The following is a 15012-nucleotide window of genomic DNA, read 5'->3' as shown; positions in this document are numbered from 1 at the left end:
GGCCTGCCTTGCCGGCCTCACACGATGACTTGTCTCCTCGAATCCGGCCCAATTTTCAGCGCCTGCCCAAACTCGCTTCGCTCAAACAAGGGCAGGCTTTAATCTGAAAAAGGGGCCGGATTCGAGGCGCCATCAAGATCGGCCAACAAGGCAGGCCAATCACTTACAGACCGGGCGAGCCCTTAGGAGTCAATTGCGCTGGAAACGCCACACCGCCAGGGTGAGGAACAGTGCCAGCGACGCGCTGACCACCACCACCGAGAGGCCGTCCAGCTTCAGGTGCAGACTGAAGCGGATGAATTCCACCACATAGGTGAAGGGGTTGAGGCGGCAGATCTGTTCCAGCAGCGGGCTGGCCTCGCCGATCTTCCAGATGGGGTAGAGTGCCGAGGAGAGGAAAAACATGGGAAAGATCACGAAGTTCATGATACCGGCGAAATTTTCCAGCTGGCGGATGGCCGATGAGAGCAGCATGCCCAGGGAGCCGAGCATCACCCCCGACAGCATCAGCGCCGGCAATACGGCGACATAGCCCAGGAGCGGCAGGCGGATATCGGCAAACCAGGCGATGACCAGGAACAGATAGACCTGCAGCACCGAGACCACGGCGCCGGCCAGCAGCTTGCTTAACAGCAGAAACCAGCGCGGTGTCGGCGCCAGCATCAGGATGCGCATACTGCCGAGCTCCCGGTCGACGATCAACGACAGCGAGCTCTGCATACCGTTGAACAGCTGCACCATGGCCACCAGGCCGGGCACGATATAGGTCTCGTAGGTGATGTAGGTTTCATAGGGCGGGATAATGGAGACACCGAGCGCGGCACGAAAACCGGCGGCAAACACAAACAGCCACACCAGCGGCCGCACCAGTGCCGCCAGAAACCGTTCGTGCTGCTGCAGGAAGCGCAGGCACTCGCGCACCACAATGCCGCGGAACGGGGTCCAGTAGGCGTGCCGGCCGTTCACAGGGCGACCTCCCGGGCGACGTAATCCCGCGCTGCCAGTTGGGCGAACAGCTGTTTGAGATCCGCCGCCTTGCGCTCCTGCAGCAACTGGCGACAAGTGCCCTGGGCGACTACCCGCCCCCGATCCAGCAGCGACACGGCATCCCCCGGGTACACCTCATCGATCAGGTGGGTGGTCCACAGCACGGCGATATTCTTCTCGTCGGCGAGCCGATGGACATGATCGACAATCTGCTGCCGGGTGGGCACGTCCAGTCCCACGGTCGCCTCGTCGAACAGCAGCAAGCGGGGCTCATGCAACAGGGCGCGGGCAATCTCGACCCGGCGCCGATGGCCCCCGTTCAACTGACGTATCCGCTCGCGGCGGCGTGGCGTCAGATCGAAGCGCGCCAGCTCCTCGGCGATGCGCCGCCTGGCCTGTTTCGCGCCAAGCCCGTTGAGGGCGGCAAAGTAGCGCAGATTCTGCTCCACCGTCAGGTCCAGATCCAGGGTCGGCTGCTGGAACACCACGCCCATGCGCGAGAGCGCCGTGAGGCGCTGGCGCTCGATATCCGCCCCGGCGATGGAGACGCCCCCCTGCTGGAGAGCGCTGAGACCGGTGATCAGGGAAAACAGGGTGGTCTTGCCGGCCCCGTTCGGGCCCAGCAGGGCGTGAAAGCCGCCCCCCTCGATGCGCAGGTTGATATCGATCAACGCCGCGTGGGCCGCGCCCCGATAGCGGTAGCCGAGCGCGGAGACATCCAGGAGATGGGGGACCGGGTCGGGCATTGCAGCTCCTAGGGACGCACCGTGATACCCCAGGGGTAACGCCCCACCTTGATCGACTTGATCGCCTTCAGCTCGGCCAGATCGATCACGGTGACATCGCCGCTCACCCCGTTGGTGGTCATCAGATAGCGGTCGCCGGGGGTGAACGCCATGTGCCAGACGCGCCGCCCCACCAGAATATACTTGACCACTTCATAACTTTTACGGTCCACCACGGCCACGTGGTTGGCCGGGCCGAGCGCGACATAGGCATAACGCCCGTCCGCCCCCAGCTTGATACCCACCGGCTGCACCCGGTCCGGGTGGATCCCCTTGATCGAGAAGTTGATCTTGTGCCTGACCAGCTTGCTGTCGGTATCGATAATGGAGACGGTTCCGCCGATCTCGGAGGAGGCCCACAGGGTCTTGCTATCGGGCTCGAACTCCACGTGCCGGGGACGTTGATCGACCAGGGTGTTATCCACCAGCTCAAAGGTTTTCGCATCGATCCAGTGCACCATGTTGGTGGTCTCGGAGGTGTTGACCGCCCAGCGTCCATCAGGGCTGACCGCCATGCCTTCCGGCTCCACCCCGACATCGATCTGCGCCACCACGTCGCGCTTCTCCACATCCACCACCGTCACCAGGTTGTCATCCTCGTTGGAGATATAGAGATAGCGGTTGTCGGGATGCAGGGCGAACTGCTCCGGGTCGGCCCCGGAGGGCAGTTCACCGACAAATTTCTGTTGTTCGATATCGTAAATCTGCACCGTGTCGTCGTCCGAGGCGCAGATATAGAGGGTTTTCATGTCGTGGCTGAGAATGATGCCGCGCGGCCGCTGCCCTACCTCGATGGTGCCGGTCACCTCCATGCGCTCGGTGTCGATCAGGGTGACGGTGTTGTCCTTCTCATTGGAGACGTAGGCGGTGGCCGCCTGGGCCGACGATACAGTACCTGCAGCCAACCAGAACAGGGCAATTACCCAGTGACGAAATAGCATGCTAACTCCTCTTGCATTGAATCTCGGGCCGATCGAAACCGAGCGTATCCAGTTCACTCTCCCGGTGCAGAAAGCCCTCCTGGGGCGACTGGGTCACCAGCGAGCGGGCGGCGCTTAGGGCGATGGGCTGGCGCAGCTGACCCGACCAGGGCCGATAGGAGAGTTTGCGCCCCTTGTAGGCGGCCAGTTCAAACTCGGGGCTTTGAATATAGGCGCCGATCATGGCCGGCTCCGCCGAGCCGCCGCGGATCGCCGCCTCGCTGATCGAGCGCAGCGCGGCCCAGGCGGCATAATCCCGGGCGCCCATCGGCCGCCCGGCGGCCTTGCCGAAGCGCGCCTGCAATTGGCTCGCCCCCCACTGTTCGATGGTTCGGTACCAGGCGGTGGCGAACAGCCCCTGGGTACCGGCCACCGGGCGCGGCTCCCAGGTGCGGTACATCAGGTACTCCCCGAAGTCGCCCCACTCATCGGCCACGATCAGGACATCGTATTCAACCCCCTGGGTCAGCCGCGGCACCTCCGCTTGCGCGGTGCGCCGGGCATCCCGCGCGCCGTCCCAGACCTTGTGCCCGACAATCTTCGCGCCGAACTTGGCGGCCGAGCGGCGTATGGCATCGGCAAACAGCTTGTCCCCCGCCAACGAACCCTCGATCAGCAACCATCGGGTCCAGCGTTTTTTCACCAGATACTGACTCAGGGCATCGGCCAGCATGGCGCGACTGGGCAGGGTATGGAGCAGGTCATTGCGGCAGAGTTCGGTACGGAAACGGTCATCCGGCGCCGCGACATTGAACAGCAGACGCTTACCACCCGGATCCGCCCGCAGCAGCGCCTCCAGGGTGGCGGCCGGCAGATCGAGAATCACAAAATGTTCTTCCGCGGCTTGCAGCTGGCCGATGATCTCCCCCGGGTCCGCCGCCGCCTCGAAGGCCAGTTCGCGCAGGGAGAACTGCTGCCCGGTAAAACGCCCCGTGGTATTGCTGTCCTTGACGGCCAGTCGCGCGCCGGCCAGCCCCTCATCCGCGGGAATGTCGTCAAGATTGGAGAGTACCGGCGGCCGCTCGACCTGCTGTTTGATATAGAGCACCGGGACCTGTACGGTGCCGGCCGGCCAGGCCCGGGTCGCCACCATGAGACAGGCAAGGCAGCCAATGACAAGTGTCCGGAACATCCGCGCTCCCATGGTCTGAATCAATCTGTGCGAAGCAGTTTAGCCCGCCCGCCCCAGGAACGCTCAATGCGACAAAAGTCGCATTGAGGAGAGACCACAGGAGCGTGAGACTCTCTCTACCCGGCCACCGCACGATGGACTAATGATATGAAAAAACTGCTACCGGCACTCGCGCTGTTCGCCTCGCTCATTCCCCTGGCAGGCCATACCGCGGGCTACCTGGCCACCAAGCCGCAGGCGCTGCCGGACCTGGTATTCGGTATCGATGAAGCTGGCTACCAGGTATCGCAACCCCGCTACGAGCTGGAGACCGGGAAGTCATACAGCCTGAAGATCGTCAGTAGCGGGCGCAAGGAGTATGCGGTACGCGCTCCGGAGTTTTTCACCTTCATCTGGCTGCGCAAGGTCGAGGCCGGGGGTATGGAGATCAAGGCCAGCGCCCTCTATGAGCTGGAGTTCGAGGAGGAGGGCGAGGCGGAGATCTTTTTCGTGCCGATCAAGCCCGGCACCTATAGCATCAGCGCGGCCGGACTGGAGCACAAAGGAGCCGAAGCGCAGATCAAGGTGAAATAGTGCGCCACCTTCCGATAATTTTGATACTGACCCTGTCTCTTGCCGGTGCCGGGTCGACTCAGGCCGCGGAGCAGCCGTGGCTGCTGTTCGAAAATGTGTCGGCGCATGACGTCAAGGTGGTCGGACCGGCGCGTGCCTTCATCCTCAAAGCCGGCGCACCGGCTGAACGGGTAACCTTTGAGTCAGACGACAGCCTGGGCGTTGTTCTCAACATCTGGTGGAAAAACAATCCCCGTGAGCTGTGCCAAATCTCAACCCCCTGGTCACGTCGGGTACGCATCGCCGGTCGGCACACCATCGTCTGTCTGTCCAATGACCCGTCGTAGTCACTCCGGGCAAGATCATGAAGCGAGGTAAAACCATGTCGTCAATCAAAGCCTGCCTGGCCGGCGCGCCGGCCCTCCTCCCGCGACTGCTCTTACTGATCGCATTCGCTGCCACCACACCCGCCGCCCTGGCACTCTCCTACGACGAGATTCAGGACAAGGAGGAGATCACCATCGCGGTGTATCGCGACTACCCGCCCTTCTCCTACCGTCAGAATGGAGCCCTGGTCGGTATTGATATTGATATCGCCAACCACCTTGCACAACAGCTGAAGGTACGGCTCAAGCTGATCGAACAGACGGCCGATGAGAATGTCGATGACGACCTGCGCAATGCGATCTGGAAAGGCTCAATGCTCAGTGGCGAGGTGGCCGACCTCATGCTGCACATCCCCTATGATCGCGAGCTCGCGCTGCGCAATGAGCTGGTGGTGCTGTTCGGTCCCTACATGAAGGAAGAGATTGTCGCCGCGCGCAATATTGAAAAACTGGGCCGGGATGCCACCCTCGCCCTGTTTCGATATGAAAATATCGCCGTTGAACTGGACTCCCTGGCCGACCTCTACCTGTCCGGTGCCTTCGGCGGAACCATCCGCGACAACCTGCTGCATTTCAAGACCACCGAAGAGGCGGGGCAAGCCACCTTGCGCGGCGAGGCCGCCGGCCTGATGGGGCCGCGCTCGCAAGTACAATACAGCCTGCTGGGCGGGATCGAGGACTTCGATCTGGGCAAGGTCCCCACCCCCGGCCTGGTCAAGGCCGACTGGCTCATCGGTGCCGCGGTCAAGAATACCTACCGGCAACTGGGCTATGCGGTGGAGGACATTCTCGCCAGTATGGTTCGCGATGGCGACATGGCGACGATATTCAAGCGGCACGGGATTGACTATTTCCCGCCAAGTCTCGACTACCTTGCCGGCGCCGGCCAACGATAACAACACCTGGCGCGCACAAATACAGTTCAGGATAGCACCCGCCATGAGGGGCTTGCCGGACATAGGGCGGGCCGTGCCCGCCGAACGGCGTCCACGGGGCGCCCTATACCCAACGCATCAGCCCGTAGGTTGGGGTGAGGAACGAACCCCAACATCATGGCGCATACCCAGGCACCACCGTTGGGGTTCGCAGGCTCACCCCAACCTACGGCCTGACCATCAAGTCCACCCGTGCATTCCTGCCCGGTAGGGTGGGCACGCTTATTGTACCCACGAGGAAGGTGCGGCACGGGGCAAAAAGGTGGGCACAAACAACGTGCCCATCCTACGCGACTTCAAACTTCAAACTTCACCCTTCAAACTTCCTCAGTCACCGGTATTCGACTTTCGGCCAATCTACTTTTGGTCATTCAACTTTTTGTCAATCTACTTTCTATCAATCAACTTTTCGCCAATCTACCTTTTTCCAATAGCAGACAACACCCCGCTCCACTGAAAATTACCGCGCAGCAAAATACTGTGGAGGGTGCGTCCTGCGGCGTCGCTCTCATAACAGAAAACCGGATGGGCACTTGGGGAAGCAGATCAAAAAGACCTGAACGGTTTCTCACTATAAATCCAGAGGAGTACAACCTAAATGAAACTATCCAAACTCGTAGCGGCCATGTTGGGGGGAGCCTGTGTGGCGGGCGCCGGCAGTATCCAGGCCGCTTCCTGGCAGGCCGGCGACTGGACCCTGGGTCTGGGCGGCAACATCAATGCGTTTTACACCGTCACCTCCTGCGACGCCGGCGACCTGAATTCCGGCGGGACGACCCTGGCCGGACTGGCGTGCGGAACCGCCGGTGACAGCCACTCGGTCTCCAATGGCCTGTTGCCCGCCTCGCTGAACTTCAGCGCGACAACCCACCAGGAAGGTTACGACATTGGCGCCAACATCAATGTCTACTATGGCCTGGCCTCATCAGATAACAGCAATACTGGCAGCAACGGCGACGCCTTGGCGTTCTCCTCCGTGGATGCGCGCCAGGTCTATCTCACCTTCGGCAACGCCAACATGGGCACCATCACCATGGGGCGTAACTTCGGCCTGTTCGCCCTCGACGCCATCCTCAACGATATCAGCCTGGTCGGTGCCGGCCCCTCCTTTTCCGCGTCCGACCCGGGCCACACCACCCTGGGCGGCCTCGGTTACGGTTACCCCTATACCGACCGCCTGGCCCAGATCAACTGGACCCTGCCCACCTCGGGCGGTTTCTCCGCCACCGTCGGTGTGTTCAATCCGCTGGACGGTGTCGAAGTGGGCGGCGGGCCGCTGGCACGCACCAAGGCGGCGGGACACGCCAACCCTGGCTTCCACGGCAAGGTGGGTTATGCCTGGCAGGGCAGCACACCCGGCCTGATCTCCGCCACCTACCTGATGCAGGATGTGGACCTGACCACCGGTGCCTCCAGCCAGATCGAGGGCTGGGATATCTTCGGCAAGGTGAGCGTCAGCGACTTTGACCTGGCCGGTTATTACTTCCAGGGTGACGGCATGAGCACGCTGGCACTGGGCGGCCTGGTGTTCCCCGGCTTCGACCAGACCACCGGACAAGCCGAGGAGTCCAACGGTTATTACCTGCAGGGCAGTTACAAGTTCGGCAAGACCAAAGTGGGTATCAACTGGGGCGAAAGCGAACAGAAAAAGATCTCACCGGTGGAGAACACCCGCGTTACCCTGGGTGTTTATCATAACCTGACCTCTTCCCTGACGCTGATGGCCGAATACTCGGATATGGAGAGCAAGACTTCGGTCGGCTCGGATGAAACCAACGCCTTCAATCTGGGCGCTATCCTGTTCTTCTGATCCACTGTGCGAAGCAGTTATATCCGCACCTGATTCCCTGCGGATAGTTATGCATTACGGCCGGGCTTTGCCCGGCCTTTTTTTGTCCATGGATGGCTGGGAGCGGCATTGTAAATGGTGGATGTGCCTACCGGCTTATCCACCCTACGAATATAGTTGAATGCAGGGTGGACAAGCGCCAGCGCATCCACCTATTGGGTCGCGGTTTCAGGGTAGGATGTGGTGAGTAACACGCACCGCATTATTCACGCTAGACACGTGTTGCCACGTTCCGCACATCCCACAGGACTTGAAACCGACAACCACATTACCAGATAAAATGTAGTGTATTTTTACGTTCCTTATTCCAGCGGGAGGATCGTCTTGTACCTTTGTAGGAGTCGACTTCGCAGACTGCATTGCGGGCATTCGACTTTTTTCCAATAGAGGCCTGTGCGGGTATCAACTACAACTGTACAGGCTGTATATACCATGAGGGACACCACCTGGCACTACCCTCATGTCAGATAACCAAATGGATAACCATGGGGGAGTAGAATGAAACAAGTATCACTAGCACTGGCCATTTCGCTGGCCATTTCTGTCACTGCGCAAACCGCCAGCGCCACCGTCACCGATCAGGACATTCTGAACGATCACACCATTACCAGCCAAGTCGTCACCAACGGCATGGGTCTTCAGGGGCAGCGTTTCAGCCCGCTTAAACAGATCAATCAGGGTAACGTGAAAAAACTGCTGCCTGTCTGGTCATTCTCCTTTGGCGGAGAAAAACAGCGCGGACAGGAGGCACAGCCGATTGTCCATGATGGCGTGATGTACGTCACCGGATCTTATTCCCGGGTATTTGCCATCGATATCAAAAGCGGCGAAGAGCTCTGGCAGTACGATGCCCGCCTGCCGGACGGCATCATGCCCTGCTGCGATGTCATCAACCGCGGTGCAGCCATTTATGGCGACCTACTCTACTTCGGCACCCTGGATGCCAAACTGGTCGCCCTCGACCGTATGACGGGCAAGGTCAAGTGGGCGAAAAAGATCGGTGATTACAAGGCCGGTTACTCGATCACCGCCGCGCCCACGATCGTTGAGGGCAAGGTGATCACCGGCGTCTCCGGTGGCGAGTTCGGCATCATCGGAAAAATCGAGGCCCGCGATGCCAAGACCGGCGAACTGGTCTGGTCACGCCCCACCATCGAGGGCCACATGGGCATGCTCAATGGCAAAGAGAGCACCATGACCGGCACCAAGAACGCCACCTGGCCCGGCGATATGTGGAAGTTTGGCGGCGGCGCCACCTGGCTGGGCGGCACCTACGATCCGGAGACCCGTAGCATTTTCTACGGTACCGGCAACCCCGCGCCCTGGAACTCCCATCTGCGTCCGGGTGACAACCTCTATTCCACATCGCGCATCGCCATCAATCCGGATAACGGCGAGATCAAATGGCACTACCAGACCACACCGAATGACGGTTGGGATTATGACGGCGTGAATGAGGTGGTTTCATTCAACCAGGGCGGCAAGAAACTGGCCGCCACGGCGGATCGAAACGGTTTCTTCTATGTCTTTAATCGTGAGGAAGGCAAGCTGGTCAATGCCACGCCCTTCGTCCGCGATATCACCTGGGCCAAAAGCATCGACCTGAAGACCGGTCGTCCGGTCTATGACGACGCCAACCGTCCGGGCAACCCGACAGCCTCCGAAGATGGCAAGAAAGGTAAATCGGTGTTCGCCGTGCCCTCATTCCTCGGTGGCAAGAACTGGATGCCCATGGCCTACAGCCAGGAGACCGAACTCTTTTATGTCCCGTCCAACGAATGGGGCATGGAGATCTGGAACGAGCCGGTGAACTACAAAAAAGGCGCGGCCTATCTGGGTGCGGGTTTCACCATCAAGCCGCTGTTCGAGGAGTATATCGGCTCCCTCAAGGCGATCGACCCGAAGAGCGGCAAGATTGTCTGGGAATACAAAAACAACGCGCCACTCTGGGGTGGTGTGATGACCACCGCCGGCGGCCTGGTATTCACCGGGACTCCCGAGGGTTATCTGAAGGCCTTCGACTCGAAAACGGGTAAGGAGCTGTGGAAATTCCAGACCGGTTCCGGCATCGTCGGCTCCCCGATCACCTGGGAACAGGATGGCGAGCAGTATGTGTCGGTGGTCTCCGGCTGGGGTGGCGCCGTGCCGCTCTGGGGTGGCGAGGTGGCCAAGCGGGTCAAGGAGCTGAATCAGGGCGGCAGCGTCTGGACATTCAAGATCCCCAACTGATTCACTCCGGCAACCCATCGGCCGACCCGGTAGCTCATTGGCCCCGGTAGCGCATTAGAGAAGCGACGACGACGCCTCTCTTCTGCGCCACCGGACGACCACCAGGGAGCGGGAAGGCTGATAACCAAGGCAGTGGGATCTTAAGATCCCACTGCCTTCATCCGTTGTGGCAACGGCTACCGGAGGACACGACCCTAACAGGAAACCGCCGGCCGACGCGCAGCGGGCTATCCAAGAGCGCGGCGATCTGAGAGAATCGGCCGAACCGTCCCATGCTGTTGAGTTATCGGTTTTTTATTGAGCCGGGTCATCTATCAACAGGGTGATATAATTAATAAAACAGACGAATCACCAGTCACTGTTCAGCTAAAGAGCCTTGAAACATGCCCAAGTTCCTTGTAGCAGATGATCACCCCTTGTTCCGTGACGCCCTGCGACAGGTCATCGAAGAGTATTTCGATGATGTCGAAATCATTGAGGTCTCCACCCTCGAGGAAGCGGTCAAGCGGGCCAGCGAGGATTTCGATCTCGATCTGATACTGCTCGATCTGCGCATGCCGGGTTCGGAAGGATTCTCGGGCCTGGTCTCCATCCGCAACGCGGCACCCACCATCCCGGTGGCCATTGTGTCGGCCTCCGAGGATCCGGATGCAATCCGCCGCGGACTCACCTGTGGCGCCTTCGGCTTCATTACCAAATCGAGCCCCAAGGCTCGGATTGCCGAGGCGATACAGACGGTGCTGGCCGGCGGGACCTACGTGCCGGACGAGCTGGAAAACGCCGATCTGGTAACTGGACCACGCTCCACCCTCGACCATGAATTCCAGAAAAAGTTTGCCCTCCTGACCCCGGCGGAACTCAGCGTACTGCACCACCTGACCGAGGGTAAACCGAACAAGATCATCGCCTGCGAACTGGACATCAAGGAGTCGACGGTCAAGGCGCACATCTCGTCGGTATTGCGCAAGCTCGGTGTCAACAGCCGCACCCAGGCCGTGCTGGCGGCACAGAAGCTGGGCAAGGCGTAACCGGCCGCGCCCCATACCAAAGGGTGAAGTTTGAAGGGTGAAGTTTGAAATACGTGTGCGGCATGATGTTGGGGTGCGTTCCTCACCCAAATCCACAGGCTAGTTAAATTTACCCGATTATTGCAAAAATCAACCTGGAGCGGCGCCTCGCCGCGAAATCGGCCCAGTGACGGGCCTCCAACAGGGTGCAATGCTGGACTCCACCAGCGGTGCATTCCAGGAACCATGCTACCTATCTATTTCATCCAGCGGATAACGGGGTGAAACAAATCATTGGGTCATGGTAACTACTCACCCGGTCTGTAAGTGATTGGCCTGCCTTGTTGGCCGATCTTGGTGGCGCCTCGAATCCGGTCCCTTTTTCAGATTCAAGCCTGCCCTTGTTTGAGCGAAGCGAGTTTGGGCAGGCGCTGAAAATGGGGCCGGATTCGAGGGGGCAAGCCATCGTGTGAGGCCGGCAAGGCAGGCCAATCACCCCGCGGGTAGTTACGGGTCATGATTAAGCAACTATTGGGTTTGCAGAATGCCGGTAGGGTACGAACCGTATCACCACAAGCGATGCGGTTCGCAAGCTCACCAGCATCCTACGGGTTGCATGCGACGTTACCCCTGGGAGCTGCACTCCTGCGACTTCATGCTGTGCGCCATCCAGGCGCGCAACCGATGGGGCTTGAGGGGTTTATGCAGCACCCGATAGCCTGCCTTGGTTACCTGATGGCGCATTTCATCACTGCGATCGGCCGTCACCACGATGGAGGGAGCGCGTATCTCATATTCACGCTCCAGATAGAGCAGGATATCCACGCCAGTGATCCGGTTGTCCAGATGATAATCGACGATCAGGAAATCCGGCTGGAGGTTTCCGCTCTCCACCAACCGGCGCACCTCGTCCAGGTCAGCGGCGGTAAACACGTCGCAGCCCCATGAGGTCAGCAGGTGATACATGCCCTCGCGGATCGATGCCTCATTGTCGATCACCAGCACCGAGGCCCCGTGCAGCGGCATCTCCAGGCTGGGCACGAGCCGCCGCGATGGTGGGCTGGACTGGACCTTCCGGTTGGATATGGGAATCTCCACGGCGAAGGTTGAACCGCGTCCCAGGCGGGAATTGACGACCACAGGTACATTCAGCATCTCGGCAATCCGCTTGACAATGGCCAGCCCCAGACCGACCCCGGGCGCCCCATTGTCCCCGGACTGTTTCAGCTGGTGAAACTCGTCGAAGATGGTATCCAGGTCCTTGTCGCTGATGCCGAGGCCGGTATCGCTCACCTGGACGAGCAGCTTATCCTTGCGGCGCCGGCAGCCGATAAGGATTTTTCCGTTATAAGTGTATCTGACCGCATTGGAGAGAAAGTTGCGTAAAATGCGCTCCAGCAATTTGCGATCGCTGTTGACCGTCACCGAAGAGTCGATCATGCGCAGATTCAGCCCCGCGTCACTGATCACGGGTTGATACTCCTCGGCCAGCCGCTTCAGGACATCCGAAATCGGGAAGTCGCGCAGCTTGGTCGGCACCGCTCCGGCATCCAGCTTGGAGATCTCCAACAGGGTGCTCAGCAGATTCTCCACGCCCTGCAACGCCAGATCGGTCCGTTCCACCAGACGCTCCGTCTTCTCCGCCAGACGCTGCTCCTGCAGGGTGGAGATGAACAGGCGCGCGGCATTCAGCGGCTGCAGCAGATCGTGGCTGGCGGCGGCCAGGAAGCGCGTCTTGCTGAGATTGGCCTCCTCGGCGGCCTTGGTGGCCAGGCGCAGCTCCTCCTCCACATCGAGGCGCTCGGCAATCTCCTGGCGCAACTGTTCATTGAGCGTGGAGAGCGCGGCGGTCCGCTCCCGCACCCGCTCTTCCAGATGCTCCTTGGCCTCGCTCAACTGCACGGCGGCCTGGCGTCTGGCGGTAATGTCGGTATAGGTGGTGACGAAACCGCCATTGGGCATGGGGTTGCGACGCACCTCAAGGACCCGCCCGGTGGGCCGCACGTACTCGAAAAAGAAGGAGCTGGATGCGATAGCCTGTTCCAGCCGCTCCCTGACCGAACGTTCCATGTCAGTCGCGTACTCCTCGCGGTTGGCATTGAACTGGAGATATTCCTGAAACGGCATCCCCAGACGAACCAGTCCGTCGGGCAGATCCAGCAGGTCAACGAAACGCTGATTCCAGGCAACCAGCTTGAGCTCGCTGCTGTATACCGCCACACCCTGGCTCAGGTTGTCGATGGAGGCCTGCAGCAGCACCGACTTTTCGGCCAGCTCTTTCTGGCGACGCAGCTCTTCCTGTTTCTTGATCTCGGTGATGTCGGTATAGATACCAACCACGCCGCCATCGCCGGTGCGCCGCTCGGTCACCTTGAGCCAGCGCCCGTCGAACATGCGCATGACAAAGGCGCCATCGGGGTTCTTGTGGCGCTGAAAGCGGTCCTCCAGCCACTGCTGGCGATCCTGCAGCGCCAGCGGCACCCGACAGTTGTCGATCAGGCCCTGGGACAGCACCTGGAAGGAGCTGCCATAAGGGATATCATTCTCGTCCATCCCCCAGTATTCACGAAATTTCGAATTGCAGAGAATCAGGCTGTCCGTTTCATCAAACAGCGCAAATCCCTCGGAGACGCTCTCCACCGCCTCGACCAGCCGCAGCCGCGCGGTGTGCGCCTCCGCATTGGCGGTATTCAGATCGTCGTTGGTCTCCTCAAGGCGCTTCATTGCCGCTTCGAGTTCACCGGTACGGCCACGCACCTTGTCGTCGAGCAGGATTGCCGTCTGGAACAGCGAGAAGGCCCCACCCTGGACATCCATGGTGCGTTCCACCTGATTCATCAGGGCGGTGACGATCTTGCGCAGGCGCTGCACCTCGTCGGTGGAACCCTGCTGGATATCCAGATAGGCGACCATCAGTCCGTCCCTTCCGATTGCGGGGCACCAATCGCCACACCGGTAAAGGTCTGGTTGACATGCATCCCGCCGAACTGCTCACCATAGGTATTGAAACCGATGACCCGATTGGCCTGGAACAGCCCTTCGACCCGTTTCGCCACTTCGGGGTCCTGCATATATTCCAGGCGGCGAAACACACAGTCACAGCCGATCACCAGTTGCGGTTCCCCCACATGGTCACGGATCTCCGCGAATGTCTGGGACAGGTTCTCCACCAGATCGACCCCTTCGGCCACGGTCAGGACAATCCCCTCACCAATGGCGCAAAAGAATGTCAGGCTGTCATCTTCGGCCAGTTGCCGTATCGAACGGACATAATAGGCACCGCCGACACGCACCATGACCGGATGGGAGGCGAAGGTCATGGGGTCGAGGCGGTCATACTGGATGCCCACCAACCGCGCATACTCCATCCCCGCCGAAACCCCGTTGATTTCGCTGACATTGCGGGTCGCTATATCCGCCTCCGTAATCACCATCTTGCGTTCGCCGGCGACAAAATGCTGGGTGCGGAACACCTTGAAGGGACAGGTGGTATTGATCATGCACAGCACCGCCACATCCTCTCGGGTCTGGCCGTTGTAATAAATCAGGGTCTTGCTGAAGCGCAGATCATCAGCGGCCGAGCCGCCGAACAGGGGAATATCGCCAATCTCGCCGTGCACCGCGCTAAGCACGATCTCTTCCACCCCGCTCAATCCATCCACCAGCAGCAAGGCGAATGTATGTCCGGTCACCGGCGCCACCCCCCGCACGGCGAGGTCGGTGTGCAGCTCGGTCACCAGGCCGCGCGCCAGCTTCATATCAAAGCGGGAGAGATCCGGCAGGAGGGTCGAAGCGAGGCTGAAGCTGTCGCCCGGCAGGGCAAATCCGCACAGGCTCCGGTCCAGGCAACCAAGGGCGTTGATCTCGCCGGCGGTGGTACAGCCGATGACCTGGGCCTGTGGATAGCGCTGGGACAGGACCGCACCCACCCGTGCGATGTCGTAGTGGCTGGAGCAGAAGAACAGGACCGCTTCCGGCACCATATCGCCAAAACAGTGAATTAGTTCTGCCACCGCCTGCTCGGCATCGTCTTTTACCGATACCCCGGATGCAATCTGTTGTTCCTGTCCTGTCACTTGATTCACTTCACCCTGGGGGCCTGTCGGGATTGACCGGTGGTAGCGAGGGAAAGCCGGCTTGCTCAGTATATCCCTGCGTTCACCCCTTCGG

At 60.2% G+C, this 15012-nt stretch carries 12 protein-coding genes; 6 read left to right on the top strand and 6 right to left on the bottom strand.

All coding sequences use genetic code 11. The features are described from left to right. Positions 1 to 189: 189 nt before the first annotated feature. Genes NPX02_RS05055 through NPX02_RS05040 form a run of 4 tightly spaced genes read right to left on the bottom strand, consistent with a single transcriptional unit; the run spans position 190 to position 3884 of the window. Positions 190 to 966, bottom strand: coding sequence for an ABC transporter permease (locus NPX02_RS05055; protein WP_260292345.1), 777 nt, complete (start codon positions 964 to 966; stop codon positions 190 to 192). Continuing rightward, positions 963 to 1733: an ATP-binding cassette domain-containing protein gene (locus tag NPX02_RS05050; RefSeq protein WP_260292344.1), complete on the bottom strand. Its 771-nt coding sequence runs from the start codon at positions 1731 to 1733 to the stop codon at positions 963 to 965. Before NPX02_RS05050 ends, NPX02_RS05055 begins: the two co-directional genes overlap by 4 nt. An 8-nt stretch (positions 1734 to 1741) precedes the next feature. Then, positions 1742 to 2713: a YVTN family beta-propeller repeat protein gene (locus NPX02_RS05045; protein WP_260292342.1), complete on the bottom strand. Its 972-nt coding sequence runs from the start codon at positions 2711 to 2713 to the stop codon at positions 1742 to 1744. 1 nt (position 2714) lies between these two features. Then, complete coding sequence (locus NPX02_RS05040; RefSeq protein WP_260292341.1) at positions 2715 to 3884, bottom strand: ABC transporter substrate-binding protein; 1170 nt, start codon at positions 3882 to 3884, stop codon at positions 2715 to 2717. 147 nt (positions 3885 to 4031) lie between these two features. Here NPX02_RS05040 and NPX02_RS05035 point away from each other — a divergent pair, with 147 nt between their 5' ends. From NPX02_RS05035 to NPX02_RS05010, 6 genes are all read left to right on the top strand, one after another. Continuing rightward, positions 4032 to 4457 (top strand): cupredoxin domain-containing protein, encoded by a 426-nt coding sequence (locus NPX02_RS05035; RefSeq protein ID WP_260292340.1) that lies wholly within the window; start codon positions 4032 to 4034, stop codon positions 4455 to 4457. Further along, positions 4457 to 4783: a hypothetical protein gene (locus NPX02_RS05030; RefSeq protein WP_260292339.1), complete on the top strand. Its 327-nt coding sequence runs from the start codon at positions 4457 to 4459 to the stop codon at positions 4781 to 4783. Before NPX02_RS05035 ends, NPX02_RS05030 begins: the two co-directional genes overlap by 1 nt. A gap of 35 nt (positions 4784 to 4818) precedes the next feature. Further along, positions 4819 to 5718 carry a substrate-binding periplasmic protein gene (locus NPX02_RS05025; RefSeq protein ID WP_260292338.1) on the top strand — a complete coding sequence of 300 codons (900 nt, stop codon included), beginning with the start codon at positions 4819 to 4821 and terminating at the stop codon, positions 5716 to 5718. Between the two features lie 637 nt (positions 5719 to 6355). Next, complete coding sequence (locus NPX02_RS05020; protein WP_260292337.1) at positions 6356 to 7567, top strand: porin; 1212 nt, start codon at positions 6356 to 6358, stop codon at positions 7565 to 7567. 537 nt (positions 7568 to 8104) lie between these two features. Next, positions 8105 to 9835: a PQQ-dependent methanol/ethanol family dehydrogenase gene (locus NPX02_RS05015; RefSeq protein WP_260292336.1), complete on the top strand. Its 1731-nt coding sequence runs from the start codon at positions 8105 to 8107 to the stop codon at positions 9833 to 9835. 383 nt (positions 9836 to 10218) lie between these two features. Next, positions 10219 to 10863, top strand: a complete 645-nt coding sequence (locus tag NPX02_RS05010; RefSeq protein ID WP_260292335.1) for a response regulator — start codon at positions 10219 to 10221, stop codon at positions 10861 to 10863. A 603-nt stretch (positions 10864 to 11466) separates the two neighbouring features. On the opposite strand, the gene NPX02_RS05005 is transcribed toward NPX02_RS05010, so the two are convergent. Together NPX02_RS05005 and nosP are read right to left on the bottom strand one after the other, a co-directional pair. After that, positions 11467 to 13755, bottom strand: a complete 2289-nt coding sequence (locus NPX02_RS05005; RefSeq protein ID WP_260292334.1) for a NahK/ErcS family hybrid sensor histidine kinase/response regulator — start codon at positions 13753 to 13755, stop codon at positions 11467 to 11469. Beyond that, entirely contained in the window at positions 13755 to 14918 is a 1164-nt protein-coding gene (nosP, locus tag NPX02_RS05000) for a nitric oxide-sensing protein NosP (protein WP_260292333.1), read from the bottom strand. Before nosP ends, NPX02_RS05005 begins: the two co-directional genes overlap by 1 nt. Positions 14919 to 15012 lie beyond the last annotated feature (94 nt).

The sequence above is a fragment of the Sedimenticola hydrogenitrophicus genome, assembly GCF_025175675.1.
In the GTDB taxonomy this organism is placed as follows: Bacteria; Pseudomonadota; Gammaproteobacteria; order Chromatiales; family Chromatiaceae; genus Sedimenticola; species Sedimenticola hydrogenitrophicus.
This window is presented reverse-complemented; position numbering and strand designations above follow the sequence as displayed.

Coding starts and splice junctions, on each gene's coding strand:
- NPX02_RS05050 (WP_260292344.1), bottom strand. CDS start 1,733: ATGCCCGACCCGGTCCCCCATCTCCTGGATGTCTCCGCGCTCGGCTAC.
- NPX02_RS05045 (WP_260292342.1), bottom strand. CDS start 2,713: ATGCTATTTCGTCACTGGGTAATTGCCCTGTTCTGGTTGGCTGCAGGT.
- NPX02_RS05040 (WP_260292341.1), bottom strand. CDS start 3,884: ATGTTCCGGACACTTGTCATTGGCTGCCTTGCCTGTCTCATGGTGGCG.
- NPX02_RS05035 (WP_260292340.1), top strand. CDS start 4,032: ATGAAAAAACTGCTACCGGCACTCGCGCTGTTCGCCTCGCTCATTCCC.
- NPX02_RS05025 (WP_260292338.1), top strand. CDS start 4,819: ATGTCGTCAATCAAAGCCTGCCTGGCCGGCGCGCCGGCCCTCCTCCCG.
- NPX02_RS05020 (WP_260292337.1), top strand. CDS start 6,356: ATGAAACTATCCAAACTCGTAGCGGCCATGTTGGGGGGAGCCTGTGTG.
- NPX02_RS05015 (WP_260292336.1), top strand. CDS start 8,105: ATGAAACAAGTATCACTAGCACTGGCCATTTCGCTGGCCATTTCTGTC.
- NPX02_RS05010 (WP_260292335.1), top strand. CDS start 10,219: ATGCCCAAGTTCCTTGTAGCAGATGATCACCCCTTGTTCCGTGACGCC.
- NPX02_RS05005 (WP_260292334.1), bottom strand. CDS start 13,755: ATGGTCGCCTATCTGGATATCCAGCAGGGTTCCACCGACGAGGTGCAG.